This is a genomic window from Nonomuraea terrae (genome assembly GCF_044465245.1).
Lineage (GTDB): Bacteria > Actinomycetota > Actinomycetes > Streptosporangiales > Streptosporangiaceae > Nonomuraea > Nonomuraea terrae.
Genome location: NZ_JBITLL010000004.1, coordinates 1,009,770 through 1,035,728 on the forward strand (window position 1 = coordinate 1,009,770; position 25,959 = coordinate 1,035,728).

Here is a 25,959-nt window from a genome sequence, read left to right on the forward strand (position 1 = left end):
CCACCCGATGCACGGGTTCCCCAGCTGATCTCCAGGTGATCTACCTCGACTGCGGTTTCGGCGGCAGGAACGATCTCCGCACGACCTCTCCCGTACCGCCCAGCTCCCTGACCCGCTTGCCGTTGACGTGCACCGTCACGGCTCCGGCGTCGGCGATCAGCACGTCGACCCGGTCGGCCGCGCGCCAAGTGGACGTCTTTCCCGCCTTGAGCCTCCCGGCGAACAACTTGCGTCCCTTGGCGTCGTGCACATTCACGTACGACGACCGCTTGGCCTTCATCCGCACGGTCACCATGTTCTTGCCGGCCGTCTTCGACGGCTTGGGCCGCGGCGTCTCGGTGATCGGGGTGTTCGGCGGGACGCTCGGCCGCGCCGAGGCCGCCTGCATGTCCCCCGTACGCACGTGGTCGCTGGCGCCGCCCAGCACCCGCAGCGTCCCGAAGATCACCGCGACGGCCAGCGCCACCCCGAGCGCCATCGTCCAGTTGGGCCCGCGCCGCTCCGGCAGATGGATCTTGCGGTCGGCCTGGAACACGGCCGACGCCGGCATCGGCTTGGGCGCCCCGCCGTGCTGCTGGTCGAACAGGTGGACCGTGGCGTCGGGGTCGAGCCCCACGGCCTTGGCCACCGCTCTGACGTGGCCCCTCGCGTAGAAGGCGCCTCCGCCCTGCTCGACGTCGTCCTGTTCCAGAGCCTGAATGATCGACTCACGAACTCTCGTGGCCGCGCTGACCTGCGCGACCGTAAGCCCAGCCGCCTGCCTGGCCGCCGCCAGCATGGCCCCGATGCTCTGCTCCTGCACAGCGAACCGCCCCCCACCACAGGTACTACTCTTCGTGGTGAGACATATTCAATCAGTTATCGCCGTGCAAGCACGCATTGGGGTCATTCGCCACGCAGATCGGCCAGCAAACCCGGCAGATCGTCGGGCTTCACGAGCACCTCACGCGCCTTGGAGCCCTCGCTCGGACCGACCACGTTCCGGCTTTCGAGCAGGTCCATCAGGCGTCCCGCCTTGGCGAAGCCGACCCGGAGCTTGCGCTGCAGCATCGATGTCGAGCCGAACTGTGTGGTCACGATCAGCTCGGCCGCCTGGATCAGCAGGTCGAGGTCGTCGCCGATGTCGCCGTCGATCTCCCGCTTGACCGGCGCGGCGGCCACGTCGTCGCGGTATTCGGCCTGCATCTGCGTCTTGCAGTGCGTGACGATCTCGGCGATCTCCTTCTCCGAGACGAACGCGTTCTGGATGCGGATCGGCTTGCTCGCGCCCATCGGCAGGAACAGCGCGTCACCCTGGCCGACCAGCTTGTCGGCGCCCGGCTGGTCGAGGATGACCCGCGAGTCGGTGAGCGACGACACCGCGAACGCCAGCCTGGACGGCACGTTGGCCTTGATCAGGCCGGTGACCACGTCGACCGAAGGCCGCTGGGTGGCGATCACGAGGTGGATGCCGGCCGCGCGGGCGAGCTGGGTGATGCGCACGATCGAGTCCTCGACGTCGCGCGGCGCCACCATCATGAGGTCGGCCAGCTCGTCCACGATCACCAGCAGGTACGGGTACGGCTGGTAGACGCGCTCGCTGCCGGGCGGCGGCTGCAGCTTGCCCGCGCGTACGGCCTTGTTGAACTCGTCGACGTGCCGGAACCCGGAGGCGGCCAGGTCGTCGTAGCGCCGGTCCATCTCGCCCACGACCCATTCGAGGGCTTCGGCGGCCTTCTTCGGGTTCGTGATGATGGGAGTGATGAGGTGAGGGATGCCCTCGTACACGCTGAGCTCGACACGCTTGGGGTCGACCAGCACCATGCGCACCTCGTCGGGCGTGGCGCGCATGAGGATGCTGGTGATCAGCCCGTTGACGCAGACGGACTTACCGGCGCCGGTCGCGCCCGCGATGAGCAGGTGAGGCATCTTGGCGAGGTTCGCCACGATCGTCCGGCCCTCGACGTCTTTGCCCAGTCCGACGATCATCGGGTGGTGGTCGGCCTGCGCCACCTGGGAGCGCAGCACGTCGCCGAGCGCCACGAGATCCTTGTCGGCGTTCGGGATCTCGACCCCGATGGCCGACTTCCCCGGAATCGGCGACAAAATCCGGACATCGGCTGACTTGACGGCATACGCGATGTTCTTGGTGAGGGCGGTGACCTTCTCCACCTTGACCGCGGGCCCCAGCTCGATCTCGTAGCGGGTCACCGTCGGGCCCCGGGTGAACCCGATCACCTGCGCGTCGATGGCGAACTGCTCCAGCACGCTGGTCAGCGCGTTCACCACGGTCGTGTTGGCCTTGGTCTGCGGCTTGGGCGCCGTGCCGGGCTTGAGGAACTGCAGGTCGGGCACCGCGTACGGCCCCGCCTGCGGCGACAGCACGAGCTGCTCCACCTTGCGCGGCGCGGGCGTCGGCAGCGGCGGCTCCTGCCTGCGCTCGGTCTCGGGCGCGGGGGTCTCCTCCTCCTCGGTGAGCCCGGGCACGATCTCGGGCGAGTGGTCGCGCCGCTCCTTCTCGGACAACACCGGGGTGTCGTACGGCTTGACGATCTCGACGCCGTCGCCGTCGACGGGCTTCTTCGCCTTGGCCCGCCTCTTGGCCGGCGTCTTCTGCTGGCCGGTCTCCGACTGCCGCTCGAACAGCATGTGGCGCAGCTCGGCCAGCCGCTCAGGGATGCGATGGACCGGCGTCGCCGTGATGACCAGCACGCCGAACCCGGACAGGAGCAGCAACAGCGGAATCGTCACCCACGACGGCAGGATGCTCATGGGGGGCGCCGACACGAGGAAACCGATCATGCCGCCGGCCGCCGACACCTTGTCCATGCCCTGGCCCTGGCCCGCCGGGTAAGGGGTGCCGTTCGTCACGTGGATGACGCCGAGCACGCCGACGACCAGCGCCGCCCAGCCGATCACCATGCGGCCGGTGTCGGCGTTCTGGTCGGGGTGGCGCAGGTAGCGCCAGGCCAGCAGCCCGAGCAGCAGCGGCAGCGCCCACGCCAGCGACCCGAACACGCCCCGCACGGTCACGTTGACCACTCCGGCCACCGCGCCGTCGGAGTTGCGCCAGGTCATGGCCGCGAGCACGATCGCCGCGGCGAGCACCGTCAGCCCCACCCCGTCGCGCCGGAGCGCCGGATCGAGCTCGCGGGCGTTCTTGCCGAGCGCCCGCGTGGCGCTGCCGATGCCGTTGGCGAGCAACATCCACAGCCCGACGATCAGCTTGCCGATCATGGTGAAGACCCAGCTGATCGGGTCCTGGTGGGTCGTCGAGGGCTTGCGACCGGAGGCGGCTCCCTTCGCCCGAGGACGTCCCGCCGACGTGGACCCGCGCTTGGCGGGGGTCGAGCGTGACGAGGTCGACCGCTTCGCCGGCCCCTTCGATGCGCTTTTCGGCGTACGGGTGGCCATGATGCCAAAGGTACGTCGGAGACACCGTCGTACGCGCGTAGGCTCGCCGGTGTCCTGACATGTGAGCAACCGAAACCTGATCACGTGGCGGCCTTCTTGACAACTGGACATGCCGACGGCCCCCGGTCTGTCACCCTGGAGTGACCGAACTGCCACATCGAGTGATGTTCTAGGACGCAGAGTGGACACGACCCGGGTGTCGAGCACGGCCTTCGAGGGCACTCCCCATGCCCCGGCGCACGCGCGCAAGTTCGTCCGCCAGGTGCTCGGCGAATGGCGCCTGAGCCACCTGGCCGAGGACGCCGTGCTGCTGACCAGCGAGCTCGTCACGAACGCCGTCGTGCACGCGGGCACCGGCGTCGAGCTGACCTGCCGCCTCGACGTCGACGCCGTACCGGCCAGGCTGGAGATCCAGGTCGACGACCACCACCCCGCGCGGACGGTCCCGGAGAATCCCGGTGAGTCCCCCGGCGGGCTGCCCACGTCGGGGCGCGGGCTCGCGCTCGCCACGCTGCTGGCCGACGCCTGGGGCGTCACCTACACCAAGACGGCCAAACGGGTCTGGGTGCGCATGGAGCTCGGCGAGGGGGGCGATCCCCGCGAGGCCGCGCTCGCCGCCGTGCCGGCCGGCCCGCTGGAGGCGCTGCACGTCGGGGTGGTGGTCGCCGACCGCGACGGCGTGGTGGAGTCGTGGAACCCGGAGGCGGAAAGGCTTCTCGGCTGGTCGGCGGAGCAGGCCGTCGGCCGGTCGCTGAAGGAGCTGGTGGCCTGGCGCGGCCACGGCCCGTACGCGCTGTCGCTGGCCGACACGCTCGGGCTGGGCCGCTGGCGGGGCGAGGTGCGCATGCGCCACCTCGACGGCCGGCTGATCCCCGTGTACGTCTCCCACCTGCTCAGCCAGGGCCATGCCGGCGAGCGCCGGGCCATCTGGATGGTGGTGGCCCGCGAGCACCGCTACGTCCTGACGCCGCCGCCCGCGCCGATGCGCAGGGAGGCGGGCCGGCGCATCAAGGAGCTGCTCGACCGCGACATGCCGTTCACCGAGCTGCTGGACACGATCGCCCAGGTCGTACAGGTGTCGAGCGGCGGCGACGCGGCGTACGTGCTGCTGGCCGCCGAGGACGGCGGCCGGTTCGGCGTGGCCGCGGGCGCGGGCGCGACGGCGGGGCTGGTGGGGGTGCTGGCCACCGGCGTGCTCGGCGCCGACCGCAGGACGCCCGCGCTGGTCGCCGACCTGCTGGCGGGCGACGTCGAGCTGGCCGAGCAGCTGCGTGCGCGCTCTCTGGCGTGCGCGCCGCTGCTGGTGACCGGCGAGGTGATCGGGTTCCTCGTGGTGACCGCCGCCCAGCCGGGCCGCTTCGACGAGGAGCTGACGGTCAGCCTGCAGCACATCGCCGACCAGGTGGCCGTTCCGCTGCAGCGTGAGCGGCTGGCCGAGCAGGACCGCGCGCACCGGGGGCGGCTGTCGTTCCTGGCCGAGGCGGGCGAGCTGCTGGCGGGCGTGCACGACGAGGAGCTGATCGCGGCGCTCACCGCGCAGCTCGTGGTGCCCAAGATCGCCAGGTGGGCGGCGGTCTATCTGACCGACCTGACCGGGATGACCAGGCTCGCCCATGTCTGGCACAGCGAGGAGGGCCACAACGCCGAGCTGCGCACGTCGCTGCCCGCCATCCCGCGCAGCGCCCTCAGCGACGTGAGCTGGCCGGTCGGCCCGGAGACCGTGCTGGCCTTCCCGCTGTTCTCCCAGGGCAGGTCGCACGGCGCGCTGGTGATCGGCCGCGCCGAGCCGACGCTGCCGCTGGAGGTCGCCGACCTGCTGGCCGACCTGTGCCGCCTGGTGGCGCTCAACCTGCACACGGCCATGCTGTACGCGCGCCAGGCCACCCGCTCGCGCGTGCTGCAGCGCAGCCTCCTGCCGATGCGTGTGGCGCCCATGCCCGGCCTGGAGTCGGCGGTCGTGTACGAGCCGGCCGAGGAGGGCGCCGACGTCGGCGGCGACTTCTACGACCTGTTCACCGTCGGCGACCACTGGTGCTTCGCGCTGGGCGACGTGTGCGGCAGCGGCCCCGAGGCGGCCGGCGTGACGGGTCTGGCCCGCCACGCCGTGCGCCTGCTGGCCAAGGAGAACTACACGGTGGCCGACATCCTCGACCGGCTCAACCAGGCGCTGCTGGAGGAGGGCGACGACGACCGGTTCCTCAGCCTGCTGTGCGGGGAGCTGACGCCGCTGCCCCAGGGCGGCGCGCTGTGCACGGTGGCCTCGGCCGGGCATCCGCCGCCCCTGCTGCTGCGGGCCGACGGCCGGATCGAGACCGTGGCGACGCCGCAGCTGCTGCTCGGCATCGAAACCGGCGCCCGGTTCTACGTCGAGAGGTTCGAGATGGCGCCGGAGGACGTGCTGCTGTGCGTCACCGACGGGGTGACCGAGCGGCGCGACGGCGACCGGCTGCTCGACGACGGCGACGGGCTGGCGCGGCTGCTGTCCGGCTGCGGGGGGCTGAGCGCCCACGCGGTGGCCGAACGGGTGCGGCTCGCGGTCGAGACGTTCGCCACCGAGCCGTCGCAGGACGACGTGGCCCTGCTGGTGATCAAGGCCTCCGCCGTCCTGCGCCAGCCGGTCAGATGAACCGGTACGACGTCGTGGAGGTGCGCCGCTCGCCCGGCCGCAGCACGGTCGAGGGGAAGCGCGGCTGGTTGGGCGAGTCGGGGAAGTGCTGGGTCTCCAGGCACAGCCCGGCGAACGGCCCGTACGGCGTGGCGGTGCCGTCGAGCATGGCGCCGGTGTAGAACTGCACGCCCGGCTCGGTGGTGGTGACCTCCATGGTCAGGCCGCCGCCCGTCACCGTGATGCCGCCGTCGAGCACGAAGCAGTGGTCGTAGGCGCCGTCGTTGCGCTCCCCCACCGCGTGCGGTTCGGTGAAGTCGAACGGCGTGCCCTTGACCGGCGCGAGCTCGCCCGTGGGGATCTTGTCGTCGTCCACCGGCAGGTAGTGCGCCGCCTCCATGCGGACGACGTGGTCGAGCACGTCGCCGCCGCCCTTGAGGTTGAAGTAGGAGTGGTTGGTCAGGTTGACCACGGTGGGCGCGTCCGTCTCGGCGGCGTAGTCGATGCGCAGCGCGTCGTCGGCGAGCGTGTACGTCACCGAGACGGTCAGCGTGCCCGGGTAGCCCTGGTCGCCGTCGGGGCTGGTGAGCGTCAGGGTGACCGAGTCGTCGGTCCTGGCGGCGATGGTCCACACCTTGCTGTCGAAGCCTTCGGTGCCGCCGTGCAGGCTGCTGGGGCCGTTGTTGACGGGCAGGCGGTGTTCGACGCCGTCGAGGGTGAAGCGGGCGCCGGCGATGCGGTTGCCGTAGCGGCCGACCACGGCGCCGAAGTAGCGGCTGCGGGTGAGGTAGTCCTCCAGCGTGTCGAGTCCGAGTACGACGTTGACCCCGGACACCTCCAGCCTGCGGACGACGGCGCCGTAGGTGAGCACCTCGGCGCGCAGCCGTCCCGACGACAGCTCCACGCACTCGACCTGCCGGCCGGACGGCAGCGTTCCGAAGATCATGTTCTGGCCCTTCCCGTGGACTCGCGGACGATGAGGGCGGTGTCGAGGGTCACCGTGGCGCCCTCGCCCCCCGACTGCAGCAGCAGGTCGACGGCCATCCTCCCCGCGGCGGCCGCCGGCATGGCCACGGTGGTCAGCTTGGGCCGGTTGAGGCGTCCGGGCAGGATGTCGTCGAACCCGATCACACTAATCTGCTCTGGAACCTTGATCCCCATCGCCGCCAGCCCTTCGACGAGGCCGAGGGCGAGCAGGTCGTTGTAGGCCAGCACCGCGGTCGCGCCGCAGGCGGCCACCTCCGCCGCCATGGCCAGGCCGCCGCCCTCCGTGGGCTGGTTGGGGCCGAAGGAGACCAGGTCGAGCCCCTGCGAGCGGGCGGCCACGGCCTGCATCTCGTTGCTGGTCCACGAGCCGGATGGGCCGCAGACGAGCGCGATCCTGCGGTGGCCGAGGCCGGCCAGGTGGTCGAGGGCGAGAGCGGCGCCCCGGGCGACGTTCATGAGCACCGACGGCATGCCGCCGATCCGGCGGTTGACCACGACGAACGGCACGTCCTCGGCCAGGCGCTCGATCACCTTGTTCGACAGGCGGGGGCTGCACAGCAGGACGCCGTCCACCTGCTTGGTGAGCGTCCTGATCAGCTCCTCCTCCACCCGCGGGTCCTCGTCGGTGTCGGCCACGAACACGTGGTGGTCACGGCCGCGGGCCTGCGCCTGGGCGGCCTTGATGAGCGGCGGGAAGAACGGGTTGGAGATGTCGGCGACGATCAGGCCCAGGTTGAACGTGCGCCCCGTGGTCAGCGCCCGGGCGGCCCGGTTGGGCCGGTAGCCGAGGTCGTCGGCGGCGGCGAGCACACGGCTCCTGGTGGCGGGGTTGACCAGATGGGGCGCGGAGAAGGCGCGCGACACCGTGGACACGTGCACGCCGCTGACGCGGGCCACGTCCTTGATCGTCGCCGCCATCGCCGCCCTCCCTTGCAAACGGTTGCCAGAGCAAGCCTCGACCTATGCCGGTGGCGGCGTCAAGCTCACTGCAACCGATTGCCATCACCAGGAGCCGCCCAGCTCCTTCAGCGTGAACACGCCGCCGGCGCGGTGGTGGACCGGGTCCGCGAGATCGGGCTCACCGTGCTCGGCGATGAGCGCGGCCGCCTGAGACTCGGAGGAGTCGTGGGAGACGTACCCGATGGATGTCGCCTCCTCCAGCGACCACCAGCGGCGGGCGTTGTCGGAGACGCCCCAGACGACGTGGTAGCCGGGCGCGGTCAGCGCGGCCTCGACGAGGCGGGCGAGGTCGTCGGGCGAGATCCAGGTGGCCAGGCCGCGCGTGTCGGGCGAGCGATCGTTGCAGGTGCCGAGCCTGATGACGGTCACGTTCATGCCGAACCGGTCGTGGAAGAGGCTGCCGAGGGCCTCCATGACGACCTTGCTCACGCCGTAGTACGTGTCGGGGCGCGGAAAGGCGTAGTCGGGCAGGTCCTCGCCGGACTCCGGCCGGGTGTGGAAGCCCGCCGCGTGGTGGCTGCCCATGAGGACGACGTGCTGGACCCCCTCGTTGTACGCCGCCTCCATCAACACCTGCGTGCCCTCGATGTTGGCCCGCACGATGTCGGCCCAGGGACGCTCGCGACTCTGACCCCCGAGGTGCAGCACGGCGTCGACACCCTTCATGGCCTCGGCCATGTCGGCGGGATCGGCCAGGTCGGCCGTCACCCACTCCTCCCCCGGGTCCGGCTCGACCGGCTGGACGTCGGAAAGCCGCAGCGTACGGCCCGCACGGGCGAGCCGCGGCCGAAGCAGCGTCGCGACTTTCCCCGCGGCCCCTGTCATGAGAATGCGCATGCATCCATGGTGTACACGATTCTGACCCGAATTCACATCCTTGAATATTGACCGTGCGCCATGTCACTAGTTACGTTCACAGGCACACATCCAAGTGCGCGACTCATGTCCACATATGTGAACAGGAGGCGGTCTTATGTCACGTCGTCTGCTGGGAGTCGCTCTAGCAGCGGCCTTAGCCACAGGGCTGACAGGCTGCGGTTCCGACGGATCGACAGCGTCGGACAACAACACATTAGAGATCTGGATCAGGCAGGCGCCCGATTCGGAATCCGCCAAGACGGCGAAGAGGCTCGCCGACGCATTTACCAAGGCCAGTGGGGTTCAGACGAATGTCGTCGCCATTTTCGACGATTTCGAAACCAAACTGAACCAGCAGGCCGCGCAGCGCCAACTCCCCGACATCGTCATCAACGACACCGCCCAGCTCGGCGCCATGCAGTCGCAGGGCTGGCTCCAAGAAGTCGACAAGGCGGCGCTGGCCGGCGGCGACCAGCTGTCCGACCTGGCATGGACGGCCGCGACCGGCAGCGACGGCAAGACCTACGGCGCCCCCTTCTCCGCCCAGTCGTTCGCGCTGATCGTGCGCAAGGACTGGCGTGAGAAGGTCGGCATGGAGGCGCCCGAGAGCTGGGAGGATCTGACCGCGCTGGCCAAGGCCTTCACCGAGCGGGACCCCGACGGCAACGGCACCGCCGACACCGCCGGCTTCGTCATCCCCGCCGGCACCAAGCGCGGCTACGCCTCCTGGTACGCCTCCTCACTCATCTACGCCAACGGCGGCGACTTCCTCAAGACCAACGGCCCCGGCAAGTACGTCGCCACGGCCAACGATCCCAAGGCCGTCGAAGCCGTCCAGTACCTGCAGGACCAGTTCTGCGACAACAAGACGGTCAACCCCGGCGCGGTCAGCAACGACACGACCGTCACGCACGAGGTCTTCGAGAAGGGCCAGGGCGGCATCTACCTGGTGGGGCCGTACGTGCTGGCCCGGTTCGTGGAGAGCATCGGCACCGACAAGATCGAGGTGCTGCCCGTGCCCAAGGGCCCGTCCGGCGGCCCCGGCACCCTCGGCGAGGGCGAGAACGTCTACATGATGGCCGGCTCACAGATGCAGGACGCGCAGAAGAAGTTCGCCGAGTTCGCGATCTCCCCCGAGGGCCAGCGGATCGGCATGAACAAGGACGCCAACGGCGCGATCGTCCGTCTGCCCGTCAACACACAGGTCGACATGGCCGCCGAACGCCAGGACCCGCGCTGGCAGGTGTTCCAGGAGTCGTACGCGAACGCGGTCTACGCGCCACCCGTGCCCAACTGGGCGCCGATCCGCCAGGACTCCGCCGACACCATCAACGCCGTCTGGGCCGACTGCTCCGCCGACGTCAAGACCGCGATGGACGAGCTCAACACCAAGCTCACCCAGGAACTGCAGAGCCAGAACGCGTCATGACGTCCATCCCCACCCCGGCGCACCCCCGCCGCCGCCCCGATCCGGTGCGGTGGCGGGGCACGCTGATCGCCTGGCTGTTCCTCGCGCCCGCGCTGCTGCTCTTCCTGTACTTCAAGTTCATCCCGATGTTCGTCGGCCTGTGGAAGAGCTTCTTCAAGGTGCAGACCTTTCTCGGCGACGAGTGGGTCGGCCTGGAGAACTACCGGACGATCCTCACCGACGACGAGTTCGCCGCGGCCATCTGGCACAGCGTCGTGCTGGCGCTCGGCACCACGATCGGGTCCATCGTGCTCGGCCTGGGGTTCGCGTTGCTCATCGAGGGCCCCGCGCGCTACCTGTGGTTCGTCAGGACCGCGGCCTTCCTCCCCGTCGTCACGACGATGGCGGCGGTGGCCGAAGTCTGGCGGATCATGTTCCACCCGGCCGACAGCGGCATGCTCAACGTCGTCCTCGGCTGGGGCGGCATCGACCCGCAGCCGTGGCTGGCCAGCGAGGACACCTCGCTGTGGTCGATCATGCTGATGAGCATCTGGCGCGGGACGCCGTACGACATGATGATCTTCCTGGCCGGGCTGGTCGGCGTGGATCGCACCCTGTACGAGGCGGCGGCCGTGGACGGCGCCTCCACCTGGCGGCGGCTGGTGCACATCACGCTGCCGGCGCTGCGGCCGGTGTTCTGGATCCTGTTCACGCTGGCGGCCATCCGCGGGCTGCGGGTCTTCGTCGAGGTGTACGTCCTGACGAACGGCGGGCCGAACGGGTCCTCCGAGGTGCTGATGACCTTGATCTACAAGCTCGGGTTCCAGTCGAACGAGCTGGGGGTCGCCTCGGCGGGCGGGATCGTGCTGTTCCTGGCCACGCTGGTGCTCACCCTGGTCGTGCAGATGTTGCGCAGGAGGCAGGCGGCATGAGGTTCGACAGCGCGCTGGGGCTGGAGTCGCGTCGGGGCCCGCTGGCAGTCTTCGGAAAGATCCTGATTTATGGCCTTATGGTGGTCATTTTCACCGGGCCGCTGGTGGGGCTGCTGATGAGCGCGTTCAGCAAGACCCTCGACCCCACCTCGTTCTCCCTCTGGCCGGACGAATTCACCCTCGAGAACTTCCTCCAGGCCGGAGAGAAGAATGTCTACCTGTACTTGTTCAACTCGTTCGTGGTGGTGGGCTTCGGGCTGCTGCTGCAGATGCTGGTGAGCGTCTTCGCCGCGTATTCGCTGGCCCGCAAGAAGTTTCGCGGCATGACATTCGTGATGCTGCTCATGCTCGCCACGATGATGTTGCCCGAGGAGATCATCGCGATCCCGCTGTCACTCGTCCTGTCCGACCTGCCCATCCTGAACGTCAACCTCATCGGCACGTACGCCGGCATGATCCTGCCGGTCGGCGCCTGGGGCTTCTCCATCCTGGTCATGACGGAGTTCATGAAGGAGGTGCCGGTCGAGCTGGAGGAGGCCGCGCGCATCGACGGCGCCGGCGAGCTGCGGATCTTCGCCACGATCATCGTGCCGTTGTGCCGTCCCGCGCTCGGCGTGATCGGCGTCTTCGGCTTCACGATGATCTGGGACCAGTACCTGCTGCCGCTGATCGTCGCGCCCGCGTCGGACATGTGGACGCTGCCCATCGCCCTGCGCTCGCTCCGCTCGGACGAGGAGGTCGGCATCGGCGTGCTGCTGGCGGCCTCGCTGCTGGCGCTGCTGCCGTCGATCATCGCGTTCCTGGCGTTCCAGCGGCAGTTCATGCGCGGCCTGACCAGTGGAGCCGTCAAGGGTTAGCCGTCACCCGCTTGGCGTCCACGTATCTGGACGCCATCCAATATCCTGGATCACGCGGCAGAGGATACGAGATGGGATGAGCATGCAGCCCCAGCTGGTCAAGTCAGCGGAACGGACCGTACGCATCCTTGAAGCGCTCGCCGAGTCGCACGACCATCTCACGCTGTCGGAGCTCCAGCAGCGCACCGGGTTCCCGCGCAGCAGCCTGCACGCCCTCATGCGAACGCTGGTCGAGCTCAACTGGGTGGAGACCGACACCTCGCGGTCGGCGTTCGGCATCGGGCCCCACGCGCTGCTGACCGGCACGGCGTACCTCGACAAGGACCCGGCGCTGCCGTTCGCCCAGGAGACCCTGGAGGACCTGCGCGACGAGATCGGCCAGACGGTACATTTCGCCCGCCGCGACGGCGCGCACGTCCTCTACCTGGCGACCCGGGAGGCGCGAGACGCCGCCCACGTGATCCCCCGGGTGGGACGACGGCTGCCCGCCCACCTCACGGCGCTCGGGCAGGTGCTGCTCGCCCAGCTCACCGACGACGAGGTCGTGGCGCTGCTACCCGAACCGCTGACGGGGCTGACCGACCACACCATCACCGACCTGGCCAAACTGACCGGGGAACTCGACCAGGTACGCACCCGCGGCTGGTCGTACGAATGCGAACAGGGCACCCCCGGGGTGGCCTGCGTGGCCGTGGCGGTCGACTACCGCATCCCGGCCACGGACGCGATCAGCTGCTCGATGCCCGCCACCCTCACCCCTGCCGAGGTGGAACCCATCACCGAAGCCATGATCCGCCACACCCGCAAACTGGCCGCCACCCTCCGCCGAGAAGGCATCCGCTGAACCGCGGAAACCCCCACCCCACCTGACCTGCACCGCCACGGCCGCACGACCCCGACCGCACCGCCGCGCCGCACGACCCGGTTGCGTCCACCGAAGTGGTGTACGAGTTCGGCCTGGGCACAAGCGTGGCGTCATGAAATGAAGACGGCCACCGAGTGATCCTTCGAGCAGCGAGATCGAGATCGAAGGAGAACCAGACGATGGCCGCAGACAACAGTGTGACGCCCGCGCAGTGGCTGGCGAAGCAGATCGAGACCGACGACCCGGATCTGTTGCGATCCATGGTGACCATGAGCGGCACCGCACAGGCTGTTGGCCTCGGCCGACATCAACGTCTCGGCCATGGTCTTCAGCGCAGCGACGAGCGGACCAACTCCGGCAACGGCTACTGCCGGCGCGAGTGGGACACCCGCGCCGGCCTGCCTCGCCGCAAAACCAAACTTCCGCCGCCGCAGCCGCTGAGCCCAATGCCACCACACCGCCGCAAGACCGACCTTGCATCCCTACCGCCCGCACCACCCCACCAGCGCCCCCGCAACCGGGCACCCATCGCACCAGACCGCCGCACAGCCCAACTGGCGCCCCCACCGGCCGCACAAGCGATTCGCGCCGCCGCAGCCGCGCAACCGAACCGCACCCCACCGCATGACCCAATTTGCGTCCGCCGGCACCACCCCAACCGGCGCCGTCCAAACGCACCGCCGCAGAACCCGCCCCATCGGCCACAACCCAACTAGGACCGCCCCAGCCGCTGAGCCCAATGCCACCACACCGCCGCAAGACCGACCTTGCATCCCTACCGCCCGCACCACCCCACCAGCGCCCCCGCAACCGGGCACCCATCGCACCAGACCGCCGCACAGCCCAACTGGCGCCCCCACCGGCCGCACAACCGATTCGCGCCGCCGCAGCCGCAGCCGCGCAACCGAACCGCACCCCACCGCATAACCCAATTTGCGTCCGCCGGCACCACCCCAACCGGCGCCGTCCAAACGCGCCGCCGCAGGACCCGCCCCATCGGCCACAACCCAACTAGGACCGCCGCAGCCGCTGAGCCCAATGCCACCGCATCGCCGCAAGGCCGAACTGCGTCCCTACCGCCCGCACCACCCAACTAGCGCCGCCGCAGCCGCTGGGCCCAATGACACCGCACCGCCGCAAGGCCGAACTTGCGTCCCTACCGGCCGCACCACCCGACCGGCGCCGCCGCAACCGCGCAGCCCAAAACACCCACAGCGCGACATGACCGAACTTGCGTCCCTAACGGCCGCACCACCCAACCAGCGCCGCCACAACCGCTCACCCCACCGGACCACACCGCCGCACGACCCAACCAGCGCCGCCACAACCGCGCACCCCACCGGACCAAACGCCGCACGACCCAAATGGCGCCGCCCCAGCCGCGCACCCCGACCGGCCTCCAACGGCCGCGCCGTTGCCCGGCCAGACATGCGTGCCTGTGCCGCCCACAAGCCGACGCACGCGCAGCTCAGACCGGGCGCACCGGAGCCACACCATCCCGCCACGGCAACCACCGGGATCAAGGACCACCGGAACCGCAAGGGTTTCCGGTGGCCCACGACCCCGGTGACCGGGGTCACTGCCAGGCCGGTCCTCATGTCACCGACCGCCCTTATGGATCAGGCTTCAGACGACCCCGCTTAGACGACCTGACTCCAGACGACCTGGATTCAGAGGACCAGGCGACCGTCGACCCTGCGCGGGATCGACAGCGGGTTGCCTTCCTTCAGCTCGTCCGGCAGCAGTGCGTCCGGCCAGTCCTGGTAGGCCGTGGGCGCGAGCCAGCGGTCGATGGCCGTGGCTCCGACGGAGGTGAAGGTCGTGGTCGAGGACGGCCAGGGACCACCGTGGTGCATGGCCCAGCACACGGCGACACCGGTCGGCCAGCCGTTCCAGATGACCCGCCCGGCCTTCTTGGTCAGCACCTCCGCGACGCCGGCGGCCTCGTCCGGCTGGGTGCTGTGGACGGTCGCGGTCAGCGAACCCTCCAGCCGTTCCAGCACAGAAGGCAGCTCCGAGACGTCGCGATAGGTCACCACGATCGACGCCGGCCCGAAGCACTCATCGGCGATGTGCGGCAGCTTCTCCGCGAACGTACCGAGATCGGCGGTGAAGACCTTGGGCGTGACCGCCCAGTGCCCCTCGCCCGGCTTGCCCTCGGCCAGCAACTGCAGCTCGCCCAGCCGCTCCACACCGCCGACATAGCCGTCCCGGATCCGCTCGGCGAGCATGGGACCGCCGGTCGTGCCCTCGACGGCCTCCACGATCGCCTTGCGCAGTTCGTCGTCCTCGGGCACGAACATGAGCCCGGGATTCGTGCAGAACTGTCCCACTCCAAGCGTCAGCGATCCGGCGAACCCCGAGGCGATCTCCTTGACCGGCGCCGACGGAAGCACGACCACCGGGTTGACGCTTCCGAGCTCACCGAAGAACGGGATCGGCACTTCGCGGTCGTCGATCAGCTTCTGGATCGCCTTGCCCCCGGCCACGGACCCGGTGAAACCGGCCGCGACCACCGCGGGGTGCTGCACCAGATCAGCACCGGCCTGCATGCCCTGTACGAGGCCCAGAAGTTCCGGGTACGGCAGCGCCTCCTGCACGATCTTGGCCACCCGCTCGGACGTGTTCGGGTGTCCAGGATGCGCCTTCACGACCACCGGGCACCCCGCGGCGAGTGCGGAGGCGGTGTCGCCCCCGGCCACCGAGAACGCGAACGGGAAGTTGCTCGCCGCGAAGACGGCCACGACACCCTGCAGCGGACGCTTCATCCGCCGTACGTCGGGCCGGGGCGGCGCCAGGGAAGCGTCCGCGTGATCGATGATCGCCTCGAGATAGCCGCCGTCTCTGATCACCTCGGCGAAGAGCCGGAACTGTCCAGCCGCACGCGCCACCTCACCGCGCAGCCGCCCTTCCCCGAGGGCGGTCTCCTGATCGGCGAGCTGCCACAGTTCGTCCACGTGCGCGGTCAGCGCGTCGGCGACGGCCTCGAGCGCGACGGCCCGCTCGGCCGCCGGCATCGCGCGCCAGGCCGTCCCGGCGGTGGCTGCGGCGGAAACGATCGAGTCGACCCCGGCACTGTCGGTCTCGGGCTGGCCTGCGCCCACGGTCGCGCCGGTCCTGGGGTCGTGTCCGTAGATCATCGAATGGCCCTTCGGAGTCTTGACACTTCTTCAACCTGATTCTTACAGTTGCGGCAACTTGTCCACAAATCTGGCCACTGTTCACATATATGGACGGCGATCGCGTTGATCATTCAGCAGGTCCACGTCACGCCAGTAGCTTTCCGGGATCCGCCCCTTTTGAACGCCTCCGGCGTCCACGAACCCTGGGCCCTCCGGACCATTGTCGAGATCGTCACGGACGATGGATTGACCGGATTGGGCGAGACCTACGGCGATCTCCACCATCTGAACCGAGTCAGGGAATGCGCGAAGGCGCTGATCGGCCTCGACGTCCACGCTCTCCATACGATGTACGCCCGGATCGACGCCATCGTGGGCACCGGTCGGCAGAGCGGCGCCACCAAGGAGAAGAGCGTCGACCGAGTCTTCTCCCCTTTCGAGGTGGCCTGCCTGGACATCCGCGGCAAGGCGACCGGCGTGCCGGTCTTTGAGCTGTTGGGCGGCAAGGTTCGCGACACCGTCCCCTACAGCGCGTATCTCTTCTACAAGTGGGCCGGCCACCCCGGCGACGAGCCTGACCGATTCGGCGCCGCCCTGGACGAAGCGGGCATCGTCGCACAGGCCCGGCTCCTCATCGAGGAGTACGGATTCACCTCCATCAAGCTCAAGGGCGGCGTCTTTCCGCCTGACGTGGAGATCGCCGCCATTCGCGCCTTTCACGAGGCGTTCCCCGAGGTGCCGCTGCGCCTCGATCCCAACGCGGCCTGGACCGTGGAGACCTCGATCAGGGTGGGTCGCGAACTCGACGGCGTCCTGCAGTATCTGGAGGACCCGACCGCCGGCATCGCGGGCATGGCCGAGGTGGCCGCGGCCGTCCCGATGCCCCTGGCCACGAACATGTGCGTGGTCGCGCCCGAGCACTTCCCACCGGCGATGACGTCCCATGCGATCGGCGTGCTCCTCCTGGACCACCATTACTGGGGCGGACTCGTCCGCTCTTCGCACATCGCCGCCATGTGCGACGCCTTCGGCCTGGCCATGTCGATGCACTCCAACTCGCATCTGGGGATCAGCCTGGCCGCAATGACGCATCTGGCCGCGGCCACGCCGAACCTCACGTTCGCCTGTGACACCCACACGCCGTGGCAGGACGGCCAGGACGTGGTCCTGCCGGGTGCCCTCCGGTTCGTGGACGGCGCCGTGCCGGTGCCCGCCGGCCCCGGTCTCGGCGTGGAGCTCGACCGGGATGCGCTGGCCGTCATGAACGAGCAGTACGAGAAGTGCGGAATCACGGCCCGCGACGACACGTCCTACATGCAACGCTTCGATCCCTCCTTCACGGCTAGGAGACCCCGCTGGTGAACATCGCCTACCTCTATCCCTGGGACGTGGTCGGCGACCCCACTGCCCCGGCCCGCCTGGCCGATCTGGGTGTGCGAGCGGTCGCGCTGGCGGCGAGCTACCACTCGACCCGGACGGCGACTCCGTACCACCCTGCCCACCGCGTGCTGGACGTCCCATATCCGGCCTTCTACCTTCCGATTCGCCCATCTTCGTGGGGGCGGCTGGTGCCCGTCGCGCCGACGTGGACACCCGCCGACGCCTACCTTCAGGCCCGCGACGCCCTGAAGGCCGTGGGCCTCGAGGTGCGCGCCTGGACCGTCCTCACCCACAACTCGCACCTCGGCGCCGCCAATCCCGACCTCGTCGTGCGCAACGCCTTCGGCGACCCGTACCCGTACGCCCTGTGCCCGGCGCACGAGGACGTCATCGAGTACTGCGAACGCCTGGTAACGGAAGTCCTGGAACTGGCCGAGCCCGACGGCCTGATCCTGGAGGCCTGCGGCCCCATGGGCTTCGCCCACCAGAGCGTCCACGAGAAGACCTCTGGAGCTGACTGGACTCCGACGGACGCCGACCTCCTCTCCCTGTGCTTCTGCGACGCCTGCGCTCCCCGCTATCCGGATGCGACAAGAGCCCAGGTCAAAGCCGCCATAGACCGCACCCCACCTCCCGCGACGGCACCCGCCACGCATACGACCGCCACCCCGACGAACGACGCCGCCTCGTCCGCCGGCACCCTCGAAGAGGCCCTGGGCTTCTTGACGGACGAGGTACGCGCCATCCGTGTCGGCCTGTCGGACACACTCCGCCAACGCCTCATCGCCGCCGCCAGAAGCACGGCCCCGAACGTCCCTATCACCCTGCACGCCAATCCCGACCCCTGGGCCGCCGGCGCCTTCGCCCCGCTGCCCGCGGGCGAGCCCGGAGCCGACGTGCTGGTGGCCAACTGCTGGGGCGACCCCGCCGTGGACGCCACTCGCCTGGCCGGGCTCAAGGACCTGGCGACTCCGGAGCAGCGGATAGGCGCCTACGTTCTGGCCCTGCCGCCTCGTCCCGCCGACGCCGTCACCCTCGCCGACCACCTCGGGACGTACGCCAAAGCAGGCGCAACCGAGTTCCACCTCTACCACGCCGGCCTGGCCTCCCCCCAACGCCTGGCAGCCGTCTCCGAAGCTCTCCACCTCCACGCCAGAAGAACCATGGCGCCCTGATCAGAATCAAACAGTCCTGACCGGCGGAAATACCGGCCTCTGCGCGAGGTATCCGATCACACTGTCGAGAACGTTCCAGCCACGAGTTCTCCCGCCACCTTCGCGCAAGATTTCAAACTCCGCCACCACGTCATCCTCATCTCCACCACGTCCCGCAAACTACTACTACTATTTTCCAACCCACTCTGCGACCACTGCCATATTCAACGCACCCTACGAACCACTGCTACTCCCACACGCCCCTGAGACTGTTGCTATTCCAACAAAAACTCAGACCATCGCTATATCGGGGACAGCCTGCAAACCACCGCACCCCGGACCACCGCGCCCCGGACCACCGCACCCCGGACCACGGCACCCCCGACCACCGGCACCCCGCACCCATCACCCAGCAACAATCGCCGCGAACCCACAGGCCGAATTTACTGACTTGCACAAAACCAGCGCCGCGATGAGCTGCCGTCAACTCTGGACTTCAACACCCACCCACATCGCATAAAGCTTCCACGCCTGACAAAGCGCCTCAAAAACCAGGTCCTAGTCACACATGTGCGCCCCTGCCATCCCGCGGATCTTTCGCACACCGGGCCATCAACGCTCAACCGGCACCTTCTGCGTACAGGCCGGATATGAAAGATTCTCCTTATGACTGATGTGCGAATCGTCTTCCGTAAGTACGGCGGCGCATTGCACTGGCATCATCCGGGCCGCCTGCTCGGGGAGGACGCGCACGGCGTCTGGGTGGAAGTGCCGGGCGGAACGGTAGCCCGCAAAGGCAACGACGGCCCGCCCACCACCTGGGAGACAACAACGATCACGCTGTTTCCTCGCAACGCCTGGTGGACTGCTTCGTTCAACACACCGCCCGACAGGAGCGAGATCTACGTCGACGTCACCACCATTCCGGAGTGGAGGGACGACGAGGTGACCATGCTCGACCTCGACCTGGACGTGATCCGCATGAGAGACGGACGACTGATACTCGACGACGAAGACGAATTCGCGCTCCATCAAGTGCTGCTGAATTATCCACCCGATTTGATCATGCAAGCTCAGAGAGCCGCGCACTGGCTGATGAATGCAGTGGGACACGGGAAAAGCCCATTCGGCGGCGCGCACTTGGCATGGCTGTCGAAAGCAACAGGAAAAGTTCAACACGGGAACGGAGAGTGACGGAGCTCCGCCGAAAACCTTACCTCACCCAGCAGCCGAGACCAATCCACTCTCATAAGCCGCAATAACGAGCTGCGCCCGGTCCCGGGCCTCCAACTTGGCCAGCAAGCGAGTGATGTGCGTCTTCACCGTGGCAAGGCTCAGCTGCAGCTCCGCCGCTATCTCCCCGTTCGACAAGCCACGAGCGATGAGCACCAGCACTTCCCGCTCCCGTTCGGTAACCCCGTCCAAGCCTTTCAGTCGGGGTTGCGCGGGAGTGCGGGCGAACTCCTCAATTAGCCGGCGCGTCACCGTAGGAGCCAGCAATGCCTCTCCACTCGCGACCACCCGAATGGCGGCGAGCAGCTCAGCAGGCGGCGTATCTTTCAGCAAGAACCCACTGGCGCCGGCCCGAAGTGCATCGTAAACGTACGCATCGAGGTCGAACATCGTCACCACAAGGACCCGCGCGACATCCTTGATACGACGAGTAGCCTCAATACCATCCATTTCCGGCATTCGTACGTCCATAAGCACCACGTCCGGCCGCTGCTCCAACACCACCGCAACGGCCTCGACGCCAGTCGCCGCCTCACCCACCACCTCCAGGTCGGGCTCGGAGTCGACCAGCACTGTGAAGCTCCCCCTCAGCAACGCCTGATCGTCGGCCACCACCACCCGAATCACGACACCTCCTGATAGGGCAACGTCGCGAAGACCCGGAATCCCCGCCCGCGAAGACTCCCGGCTTCGAACACGCCGCCGTACATCATGACTCGCTCCCGCATCCCGATCAGACCATGCCCGGCACCTTCAGCGGCCGGCGAACACCTCCCCCGCCCGTCATCGACGACCTCGATCCGGACCTGTTTCCCGTCGGCCACCACCGACACCCGGCAGTGCGCCGGCAGGGCGTGCTTGACCACGTTGGTGAGCGCCTCCTGCACGATGCGATAGACCGACAGCCCCAAGCCGTCGGGCAGCCCGTCCCACTCCCCGCTCTCGCACTGGCCCGCACGGTGACGGGCTTCGACGTGGAGCTCGAGCTCCACCTCGACCCCCGCCTGCCTGGCCCGCTCCACCAATTGCTGAATCCCCGCCGGGCCGGGCGCGGGCACAAGGTCAGGAGCCGCCGTGGATCTGAGCACGCCGAGCAGATGACGCATCTCGACCAGGGCACTCCGGCTTGCGGTCTCGATGACGCGCAGGGCGTCGTGGGCCTCCTCTGGTTTGGTGGCCATGACGTGATTGGCGACCCCGGCCTTGACGGCGATCAGCCCCACGCTGTGCGTGACCACGTCGTGCAACTCGCGGGCGATGCGTAGCCGCTCGTCGGTCACCGCCTGCGCCGCCATCCGTTCGGCCTCACGGGCGGCGTAGAACCTGCGTTCCCGCACGGCCCGACCGATCGTCCAGGCTCCGCCCAGCGCCGCGATGCCGAGAAGCGGCTGGTCGATGTGGAGCAGCCAGTCGGGAGCGGTGTCTCGGGGCGTGCCCGCCACCGTCAGGGCCAGGACGGTGCTCAGGCTCACCACACCGATGGCGGACGTCGGGACCGCGGGGCCGAGCCTGTCGGACAGCGCGACGATGTAAAGGGCGTACGCGGGCGCGATGTAGGCGAAACCCACGGCGCCGATCACCGCGGCGAAGACGGCGAACACGAGCGTCAAGCAGAAGACAGGCAGCGGCCACAGGCGGCGCGCGGCCAGGGGCAGGCCCAGCCCGAGCGGAAGGGCGAGCCGCGCCCACGGCGGCAGTGCGGTGGCGTGGACGGTCACGGTGAGGAACACGAACGCCAAGCACATCCCGGCCACCGTGTCCAGCGTGACGAGCTGGCGACGGCTCAGGGGCCTGGCGAAGAAGGGATACGTGTCGGCCACGCGTTGAACCGTAGCGCCGAAGCGGAGCTCGCACGTCAACCCAGGGTTTGACCTTGAAGTTCCAACCGTGGTCCGACGCTCCGGCGGCCCGCCACCCGGCATCCTCTACGGCGTGATCGAACTCCACCACCTCACGAAGCGCTATGGCAGCACCCTCGCGGTGGACGACCTGTCCTTCACGGTCCAGCCCGGCCACGTGACCGGCTTCCTCGGGCCCAACGGCGCGGGCAAGTCCACGACGTTGCGACTGATCCTCGGCCTCGATGCGCCGACCTCCGGCCAGGCGCTCGTCAGCGGGCGCCGATACGCCTCGCTCCGCAGGCCGATGCGTGAGGTGGGCGCGCTCCTCGACGCGAGCGCCGTTCACGGCGGGCGCAATGCCTACGACCATCTGCTCTGCCTGGCCCGCACCAACGACATCGGGTCGAGACGCGTGACCGAGGTGCTCGACCAGGTGGGGCTGGGCGGCGTGGCGCGCAAGCGCGTGAGTGGGTTCTCCCTCGGCATGAAACAGCGGCTCGGCATCGCCGCCGCGTTGCTGGGCGATCCCGGTGTGCTGATGTTCGATGAGCCGGTCAACGGCCTCGATCCCGACGGTGTGCGGTGGATCCGTGAGCTGATGCGCTCACTCGCCGCGCAGGGCCGGACGATCCTGCTCTCCAGCCATCTCATGAGCGAGATGGCTCTCACCGCCGACCGCATCGTCATCGTCGGCCGCGGCAGGCTCGTCGCAGAGGCCACGGTGACGGAGCTGACGGCCCGCCATCGCTCGCTCGAAGACGCCTACCTGGCGCTGACCGCCGGCAGCGTCCAGTACGGAGGCGCCCGATGACGGCGGTCTTCTCCTCCGAATGGCTCAAGTTGCGCTCGGTGGCGTCCACCTATCACGCGATGGCGACCGCTGCTCTGCCCATAGTCCTCGGCATCGTGTGGACGCTTTACGCGACCGGCCTCGCCGACGAGCGCGGCAGCGTGCGCGCCGGCGCTCCGGAGCAGGGATTCCTCCCTCTCCTCCAGATGAGCCTCGCCGTGCTCGGAGTGCTCACCATCACGTCCGAGTACGCCACGGGCGCCATCCGCACGAGCCTGGTCGCCGTGCCGAAACGCGGGGCCTTACTCCTGGCCAAGAGCGGCGACGTCGGTCTGACCACGTTCCTGGCGGCCCACGTGCTCCTCTTCGTCACCCATGCGACCAGCCGTCCGATGGCGGGCGATCGCTCCCTGGGCTTCAACGAGCGTCGACGAGTTGCCGATGTTGCTCGCCTCGGGTCTGTCAGCGGCCGCGCTGGCGTTGGTGGGGCTCGGCCTCGGCGCTGTGATCAGGTCGACGGCAGGAGCGATCGTGTCGGTCATCGCGCTGCTCTTCGTGTTGCCCGGCATCGCCGTCTACCTGCCGCCGCCCTGGAACACACGCGTCTCGACGCTTCTCCTGCCCAACCTCGTGCCGCAGATCGCGGACGAATGGCTCTTGTCCCGTCTGGGCGACGGGTCCCTGCCGCCATGGGCCGCACTGGCAGTGCTGTTCGCCTACCCCGTCGTCACCCTCGCCATCGGCTCTTACGCCCTCAAGCGGAGAGACGCATGACCTCGCCCGCCGACACCCACGCCAAGCTGCCCGAAAACCCTCTCACCTTCGCCCCGGCGCATCGACAGGGAGTGCAGGCGTCAGTGAGTCGGAGCAGAAGCTCCACGCCGTGGCGCCCGGCGATGAGCGCAGATGTTGTTCTTCTCACGCCTCGGGCCAATGCATGGGCGATGTCCCTCTACGCCGAACGGATATCCGCATGAGCGTTCTCACCTCCGAATGGCTGAAAATCCGCTCGGTCCGCTCGACCGTGCTGATCCTCGGCCTCGGTCTTGGCACCGTCCTGCTGGGCTTCGCACTCGCGGTGATGGCCGCCGGCATGTACGACGCCGCTCCCTCCGAGAAGCAGCCGGGCGCCCGGATCGCGGATCTGGAGGAAGTGCTCGTCATCGTGCCCCAGCTCTGCCTGGGCATCCTCGGCACGCTGGCGATCACGTCGGAATACGCGACCGGACTGATCAGGACGAGCGCCACGATGGTCCCCCGTCGCTGGCCGATCGTGGCAGCCAAAGCGGCGATCGTGGGCGCGCTGGGCCTGGCCGTCGGCCTGCTGACGACGTTCGGCACCTACGTCGTGAGCCGAGGGGTGCTCGGCGACCGCTTCTCCGGCGCGTACGCCGGCGCTTTCTCCGACCGGCTACCGCTCCTGATCGCGCTCAGCCTCACCGTGCCGGCGTTCGCGCTGCTCGGCCTGGGGCTCGGCACACTGCTGCGCTCCACCGCCGGGGCGATCGCCATCATCGTCGGTCTCGTCTACGTAATCCCCATGGTCATCGGCAACATTCCGGAGCCCTGGAGCGAACGTCTCGGCTCCGTGATGATCGGCGCGCTCCCCCGCCAGCTCATCGGCGGCAGCAACGCTTCTTCGGTGTACGGCTCGCTCCTGCCACCGGCGCTGGCGGCCGTGTGCCTGGTCGCCTACGCAGCCGTCCCCCTGCTTGCCGCCATGTGGCTGATCCGCCGAAAGGACATGTGACCGACGTGCGCACACGACAGCCCAGCAGGGAAGGACAGGCCGGCCCCACGGGCAACGGGGGCCGTTGGATGTCCGGCCTTCCTCGGGTACGGCAGGCCGAGCCGCCTGCCGTACCCGTCGGGAGGTCAGACCTCGAGTATCACCGGGATGATCATGGGTCGGCGGCGGTAGGTGTCGCTGACCCAGCGGCCCACCGTACGGCGCACCACCCGGCGGATCTCCTGCATGTCCACCACGCCGTCCGCGGCCTTCTCTTCAAGGGCTCGCTGGATCTGCGGGATGAACTCATCGAACTGCTGGGGGTCGATGCCCGATCCACGCGCGTGGATCTCGGGTCCGGCGGTGAGCTTGCCGGTGCTGGAGTCGACGACGACGACCACGGAGATGAACCCCTCGTCGCCGAGGATCCTGCGGTCCTTCAGCGAGGTGTCGGTGATCTCGCCCACCGACGAGCCGTCCACGTAGACGTATCCGGCGTGCACGGCACCGACGATCTTCGCCCTGCCGTCGACCAGGTCCACCACGACGCCGTCTTCAGCGATCACGATGTGGTCGTCGGGCACGCCGGTGAGCGCTGCGAGCTTGGCGTGCGCGCGCAGGTGGCGCCACTCGCCGTGCACCGGCATGAAGTTCGAGGGCCGGGTCAGGTTCAGGACGTACAGGAGCTCACCCGCGGCCGCGTGACCGGAGACGTGCACCTTGGCGTTGCCCTTGTGCACGACCCGGGCGCCCCACCTGGTGAGCCCGTTGATGACCTTGTTGACCGCGGTCTCGTTCCCGGGCACCAGCGACGATGCCATCAGCACGGTGTCGCCTTCGGCGATGCGGATCGGATGGTCACGGTTGGCCATCCTCGACAGCGCCGCCATCGGCTCGCCTTGCGAACCTGTGCAGACGAGCACCACGTCCTTCGGCGGCCATTCCTCGATGTCGCGCGCGTCGACGATCAGGTCCGGCGGCACCTTTAGATATCCGAGGTCCCGGGCCACGCCCATGTTGCGCACCATGGAACGCCCGACCAGAGCCACCTTGCGCTTATGCCGGGCGGCAGCATCCATGACCTGCTGGATGCGGTGTACGTGCGAGGCGAAGCTGGCCACGATGACCCGCTGCTCGGAGGTGCGGATCACCTCGTCGATGACCGGAGCGATCTCCCGCTCACTGGTGACGAAGCCCGGCACCTCGGCGTTGGTGGAGTCGGACATCAGCAGATCGACGCCCTCTGTACCGAGCCGGGCGAAACCGCCCAGGTCGGTGAGACGGCCGTCGCTCGGCAACTGGTCCATCCGGAAGTCGCCGGTGTGCAGCACGATGCCCGCCGGGGTCCTGATGGCCACGGCGAGCGCGTCGGGGATCGAGTGGTTGACGGCGAGGAACTCGCAGTCGAACGGCCCGAAGCGGTGCCGCTCCCCCTCGACGACCTCGTGTTTGGTCGGCTGGATCCTGTGCTCGGTGAGCTTGGCCTCGATCAGGGCAAGCGTGAGCCTGGAGCCGATGAGCGGAATGTTGCGCCGCTCACGCAGAAGGTACGGCACCGCCCCGATGTGGTCCTCGTGGGCGTGCGTGAGGACTACGGCTTCGATGTCGTCGAGCCGGTCCCTGATGTATTCGAAGTCGGGCAGGATGAGGTCGACGCCCGGCTGGTCGGGCTCGGGGAACAACACCCCGCAATCGACGATCAGCAGGCGACCCTCATATTCGAAGACGGCCATGTTCCTGCCGATCTCCCCCAACCCGCCGAGCGCAACGATGCGCAGGCCGCCTTCAGGCAGCGCGGGTGGGGGGCCAAGCTCAGGATGCGGATGGCTCATGCCTGGCCCTCAC

The 25,959-nt window shown here is 68.8% G+C and carries 20 protein-coding genes and 1 pseudogene; 11 read left to right on the forward strand and 10 right to left on the reverse strand.

The window, feature by feature from the left end; translation table 11 throughout:
* Nucleotides 1-40: 40 nt before the first annotated feature.
* Both ACIBP6_RS22945 and ACIBP6_RS22950 read right to left on the reverse strand, forming a co-directional pair.
* Nucleotides 41-802 (reverse strand): helix-turn-helix domain-containing protein, encoded by a 762-nt coding sequence (locus ACIBP6_RS22945; RefSeq protein WP_132619213.1) that lies wholly within the window; start codon nucleotides 800-802, stop codon nucleotides 41-43.
* A gap of 83 nt (nucleotides 803-885) precedes the next feature.
* Nucleotides 886-3,393 (reverse strand): DNA translocase FtsK, encoded by a 2,508-nt coding sequence (locus tag ACIBP6_RS22950; protein WP_397055110.1) that lies wholly within the window; start codon nucleotides 3,391-3,393, stop codon nucleotides 886-888.
* Nucleotides 3,394-3,574: 181 nt separating this feature from the next.
* Between ACIBP6_RS22950 and ACIBP6_RS22955 the strand changes: the two genes are divergently transcribed.
* A complete protein-coding gene (locus ACIBP6_RS22955) occupies nucleotides 3,575-6,019 on the forward strand; it encodes a SpoIIE family protein phosphatase (RefSeq protein ID WP_397055112.1) in 2,445 nt (814 codons plus the stop codon).
* Here ACIBP6_RS22955 and ACIBP6_RS22960 read toward each other — a convergent pair.
* From ACIBP6_RS22960 to ACIBP6_RS22970, 3 genes are all read right to left on the reverse strand, one after another.
* On the reverse strand, nucleotides 6,012-6,944 hold the full coding sequence (locus ACIBP6_RS22960; protein WP_397055114.1) for an aldose epimerase family protein: 933 nt from the start codon (nucleotides 6,942-6,944) through the stop codon (nucleotides 6,012-6,014). The two genes, ACIBP6_RS22955 and ACIBP6_RS22960, sit on opposite strands and share 8 nt — an antisense overlap.
* Nucleotides 6,941-7,903 (reverse strand): LacI family DNA-binding transcriptional regulator, encoded by a 963-nt coding sequence (locus ACIBP6_RS22965; protein ID WP_397055116.1) that lies wholly within the window; start codon nucleotides 7,901-7,903, stop codon nucleotides 6,941-6,943. Before ACIBP6_RS22965 ends, ACIBP6_RS22960 begins: the two co-directional genes overlap by 4 nt.
* An 84-nt stretch (nucleotides 7,904-7,987) precedes the next feature.
* Nucleotides 7,988-8,782 carry an NAD-dependent epimerase/dehydratase family protein gene (locus ACIBP6_RS22970; RefSeq protein ID WP_397055118.1) on the reverse strand — a complete coding sequence of 265 codons (795 nt, stop codon included), beginning with the start codon at nucleotides 8,780-8,782 and terminating at the stop codon, nucleotides 7,988-7,990.
* Between the two features lie 136 nt (nucleotides 8,783-8,918).
* Between ACIBP6_RS22970 and ACIBP6_RS22975 the strand changes: the two genes are divergently transcribed.
* The 4 genes from ACIBP6_RS22975 to ACIBP6_RS22990 all read left to right on the forward strand — a co-directional run bounded on the left by ACIBP6_RS22975 (nucleotide 8,919) and on the right by ACIBP6_RS22990 (nucleotide 12,844).
* Complete coding sequence (locus ACIBP6_RS22975) at nucleotides 8,919-10,232, forward strand: sugar ABC transporter substrate-binding protein (RefSeq protein WP_397055119.1); 1,314 nt, start codon at nucleotides 8,919-8,921, stop codon at nucleotides 10,230-10,232.
* Nucleotides 10,229-11,143 carry a carbohydrate ABC transporter permease gene (locus tag ACIBP6_RS22980; protein ID WP_397055121.1) on the forward strand — a complete coding sequence of 305 codons (915 nt, stop codon included), beginning with the start codon at nucleotides 10,229-10,231 and terminating at the stop codon, nucleotides 11,141-11,143. Before ACIBP6_RS22975 ends, ACIBP6_RS22980 begins: the two co-directional genes overlap by 4 nt.
* The gene (locus ACIBP6_RS22985) at nucleotides 11,140-12,000 is read left to right on the forward strand and encodes a carbohydrate ABC transporter permease (RefSeq protein WP_397055123.1); all 861 of its coding nucleotides are present in this window, start codon (nucleotides 11,140-11,142) and stop codon (nucleotides 11,998-12,000) included. Before ACIBP6_RS22980 ends, ACIBP6_RS22985 begins: the two co-directional genes overlap by 4 nt.
* Nucleotides 12,001-12,076: 76 nt before the next feature.
* A complete protein-coding gene (locus ACIBP6_RS22990; RefSeq protein ID WP_397055125.1) occupies nucleotides 12,077-12,844 on the forward strand; it encodes an IclR family transcriptional regulator in 768 nt (255 codons plus the stop codon).
* A gap of 1,691 nt (nucleotides 12,845-14,535) precedes the next feature.
* Here the strand turns inward: ACIBP6_RS22990 and ACIBP6_RS22995 are convergent.
* Nucleotides 14,536-16,005, reverse strand: a complete 1,470-nt coding sequence (locus tag ACIBP6_RS22995; RefSeq protein ID WP_397055127.1) for an aldehyde dehydrogenase (NADP(+)) — start codon at nucleotides 16,003-16,005, stop codon at nucleotides 14,536-14,538.
* Between the two features lie 105 nt (nucleotides 16,006-16,110).
* On the opposite strand from ACIBP6_RS22995, the gene ACIBP6_RS23000 reads away from it, so the two are divergent.
* The 3 genes from ACIBP6_RS23000 (at nucleotide 16,111) to ACIBP6_RS23010 (ending at nucleotide 19,715) form a co-directional block, all read left to right on the forward strand.
* Entirely contained in the window at nucleotides 16,111-17,349 is a 1,239-nt protein-coding gene (locus tag ACIBP6_RS23000) for a glucarate dehydratase family protein (RefSeq protein WP_397055129.1), read from the forward strand.
* Nucleotides 17,346-18,542: a hypothetical protein gene (locus tag ACIBP6_RS23005; protein WP_397055131.1), complete on the forward strand. Its 1,197-nt coding sequence runs from the start codon at nucleotides 17,346-17,348 to the stop codon at nucleotides 18,540-18,542. Before ACIBP6_RS23000 ends, ACIBP6_RS23005 begins: the two co-directional genes overlap by 4 nt.
* Nucleotides 18,543-19,187: 645 nt before the next feature.
* On the forward strand, nucleotides 19,188-19,715 hold the full coding sequence (locus ACIBP6_RS23010) for a DUF402 domain-containing protein (RefSeq protein ID WP_397055133.1): 528 nt from the start codon (nucleotides 19,188-19,190) through the stop codon (nucleotides 19,713-19,715).
* 24 nt (nucleotides 19,716-19,739) lie between these two features.
* On the opposite strand, the gene ACIBP6_RS23015 is transcribed toward ACIBP6_RS23010, so the two are convergent.
* Complete coding sequence (locus tag ACIBP6_RS23015) at nucleotides 19,740-20,381, reverse strand: response regulator (protein ID WP_397055135.1); 642 nt, start codon at nucleotides 20,379-20,381, stop codon at nucleotides 19,740-19,742.
* Nucleotides 20,378-21,574 carry a sensor histidine kinase gene (locus ACIBP6_RS23020; protein WP_397055136.1) on the reverse strand — a complete coding sequence of 399 codons (1,197 nt, stop codon included), beginning with the start codon at nucleotides 21,572-21,574 and terminating at the stop codon, nucleotides 20,378-20,380. Before ACIBP6_RS23020 ends, ACIBP6_RS23015 begins: the two co-directional genes overlap by 4 nt.
* Nucleotides 21,575-21,686: 112 nt before the next feature.
* Here ACIBP6_RS23020 and ACIBP6_RS23025 point away from each other — a divergent pair.
* Nucleotides 21,687-22,328 (forward strand): annotated as a pseudogene (locus tag ACIBP6_RS23025) (ABC transporter ATP-binding protein); the annotation flags it as partial.
* A gap of 359 nt (nucleotides 22,329-22,687) precedes the next feature.
* On the opposite strand, the gene ACIBP6_RS23030 reads toward ACIBP6_RS23025, so the two are convergent.
* The gene (locus tag ACIBP6_RS23030; RefSeq protein ID WP_397055396.1) at nucleotides 22,688-22,927 is read right to left on the reverse strand and encodes a hypothetical protein; all 240 of its coding nucleotides are present in this window, start codon (nucleotides 22,925-22,927) and stop codon (nucleotides 22,688-22,690) included.
* Between ACIBP6_RS23030 and ACIBP6_RS23035 the strand changes: the two genes are divergently transcribed.
* Nucleotides 22,827-23,159 (forward strand): hypothetical protein, encoded by a 333-nt coding sequence (locus ACIBP6_RS23035; RefSeq protein WP_397055138.1) that lies wholly within the window; start codon nucleotides 22,827-22,829, stop codon nucleotides 23,157-23,159. The two genes, ACIBP6_RS23030 and ACIBP6_RS23035, sit on opposite strands and share 101 nt — an antisense overlap.
* Before the next feature lie 109 nt (nucleotides 23,160-23,268).
* Nucleotides 23,269-24,135: an ABC transporter permease gene (locus ACIBP6_RS23040; protein ID WP_397055140.1), complete on the forward strand. Its 867-nt coding sequence runs from the start codon at nucleotides 23,269-23,271 to the stop codon at nucleotides 24,133-24,135.
* Nucleotides 24,136-24,260: 125 nt separating this feature from the next.
* On the opposite strand, the gene ACIBP6_RS23045 is transcribed toward ACIBP6_RS23040, so the two are convergent.
* A complete protein-coding gene (locus ACIBP6_RS23045) occupies nucleotides 24,261-25,946 on the reverse strand; it encodes a ribonuclease J (protein ID WP_397055142.1) in 1,686 nt (561 codons plus the stop codon).
* Between the last annotated feature and the right edge of the window lie 13 nt (nucleotides 25,947-25,959).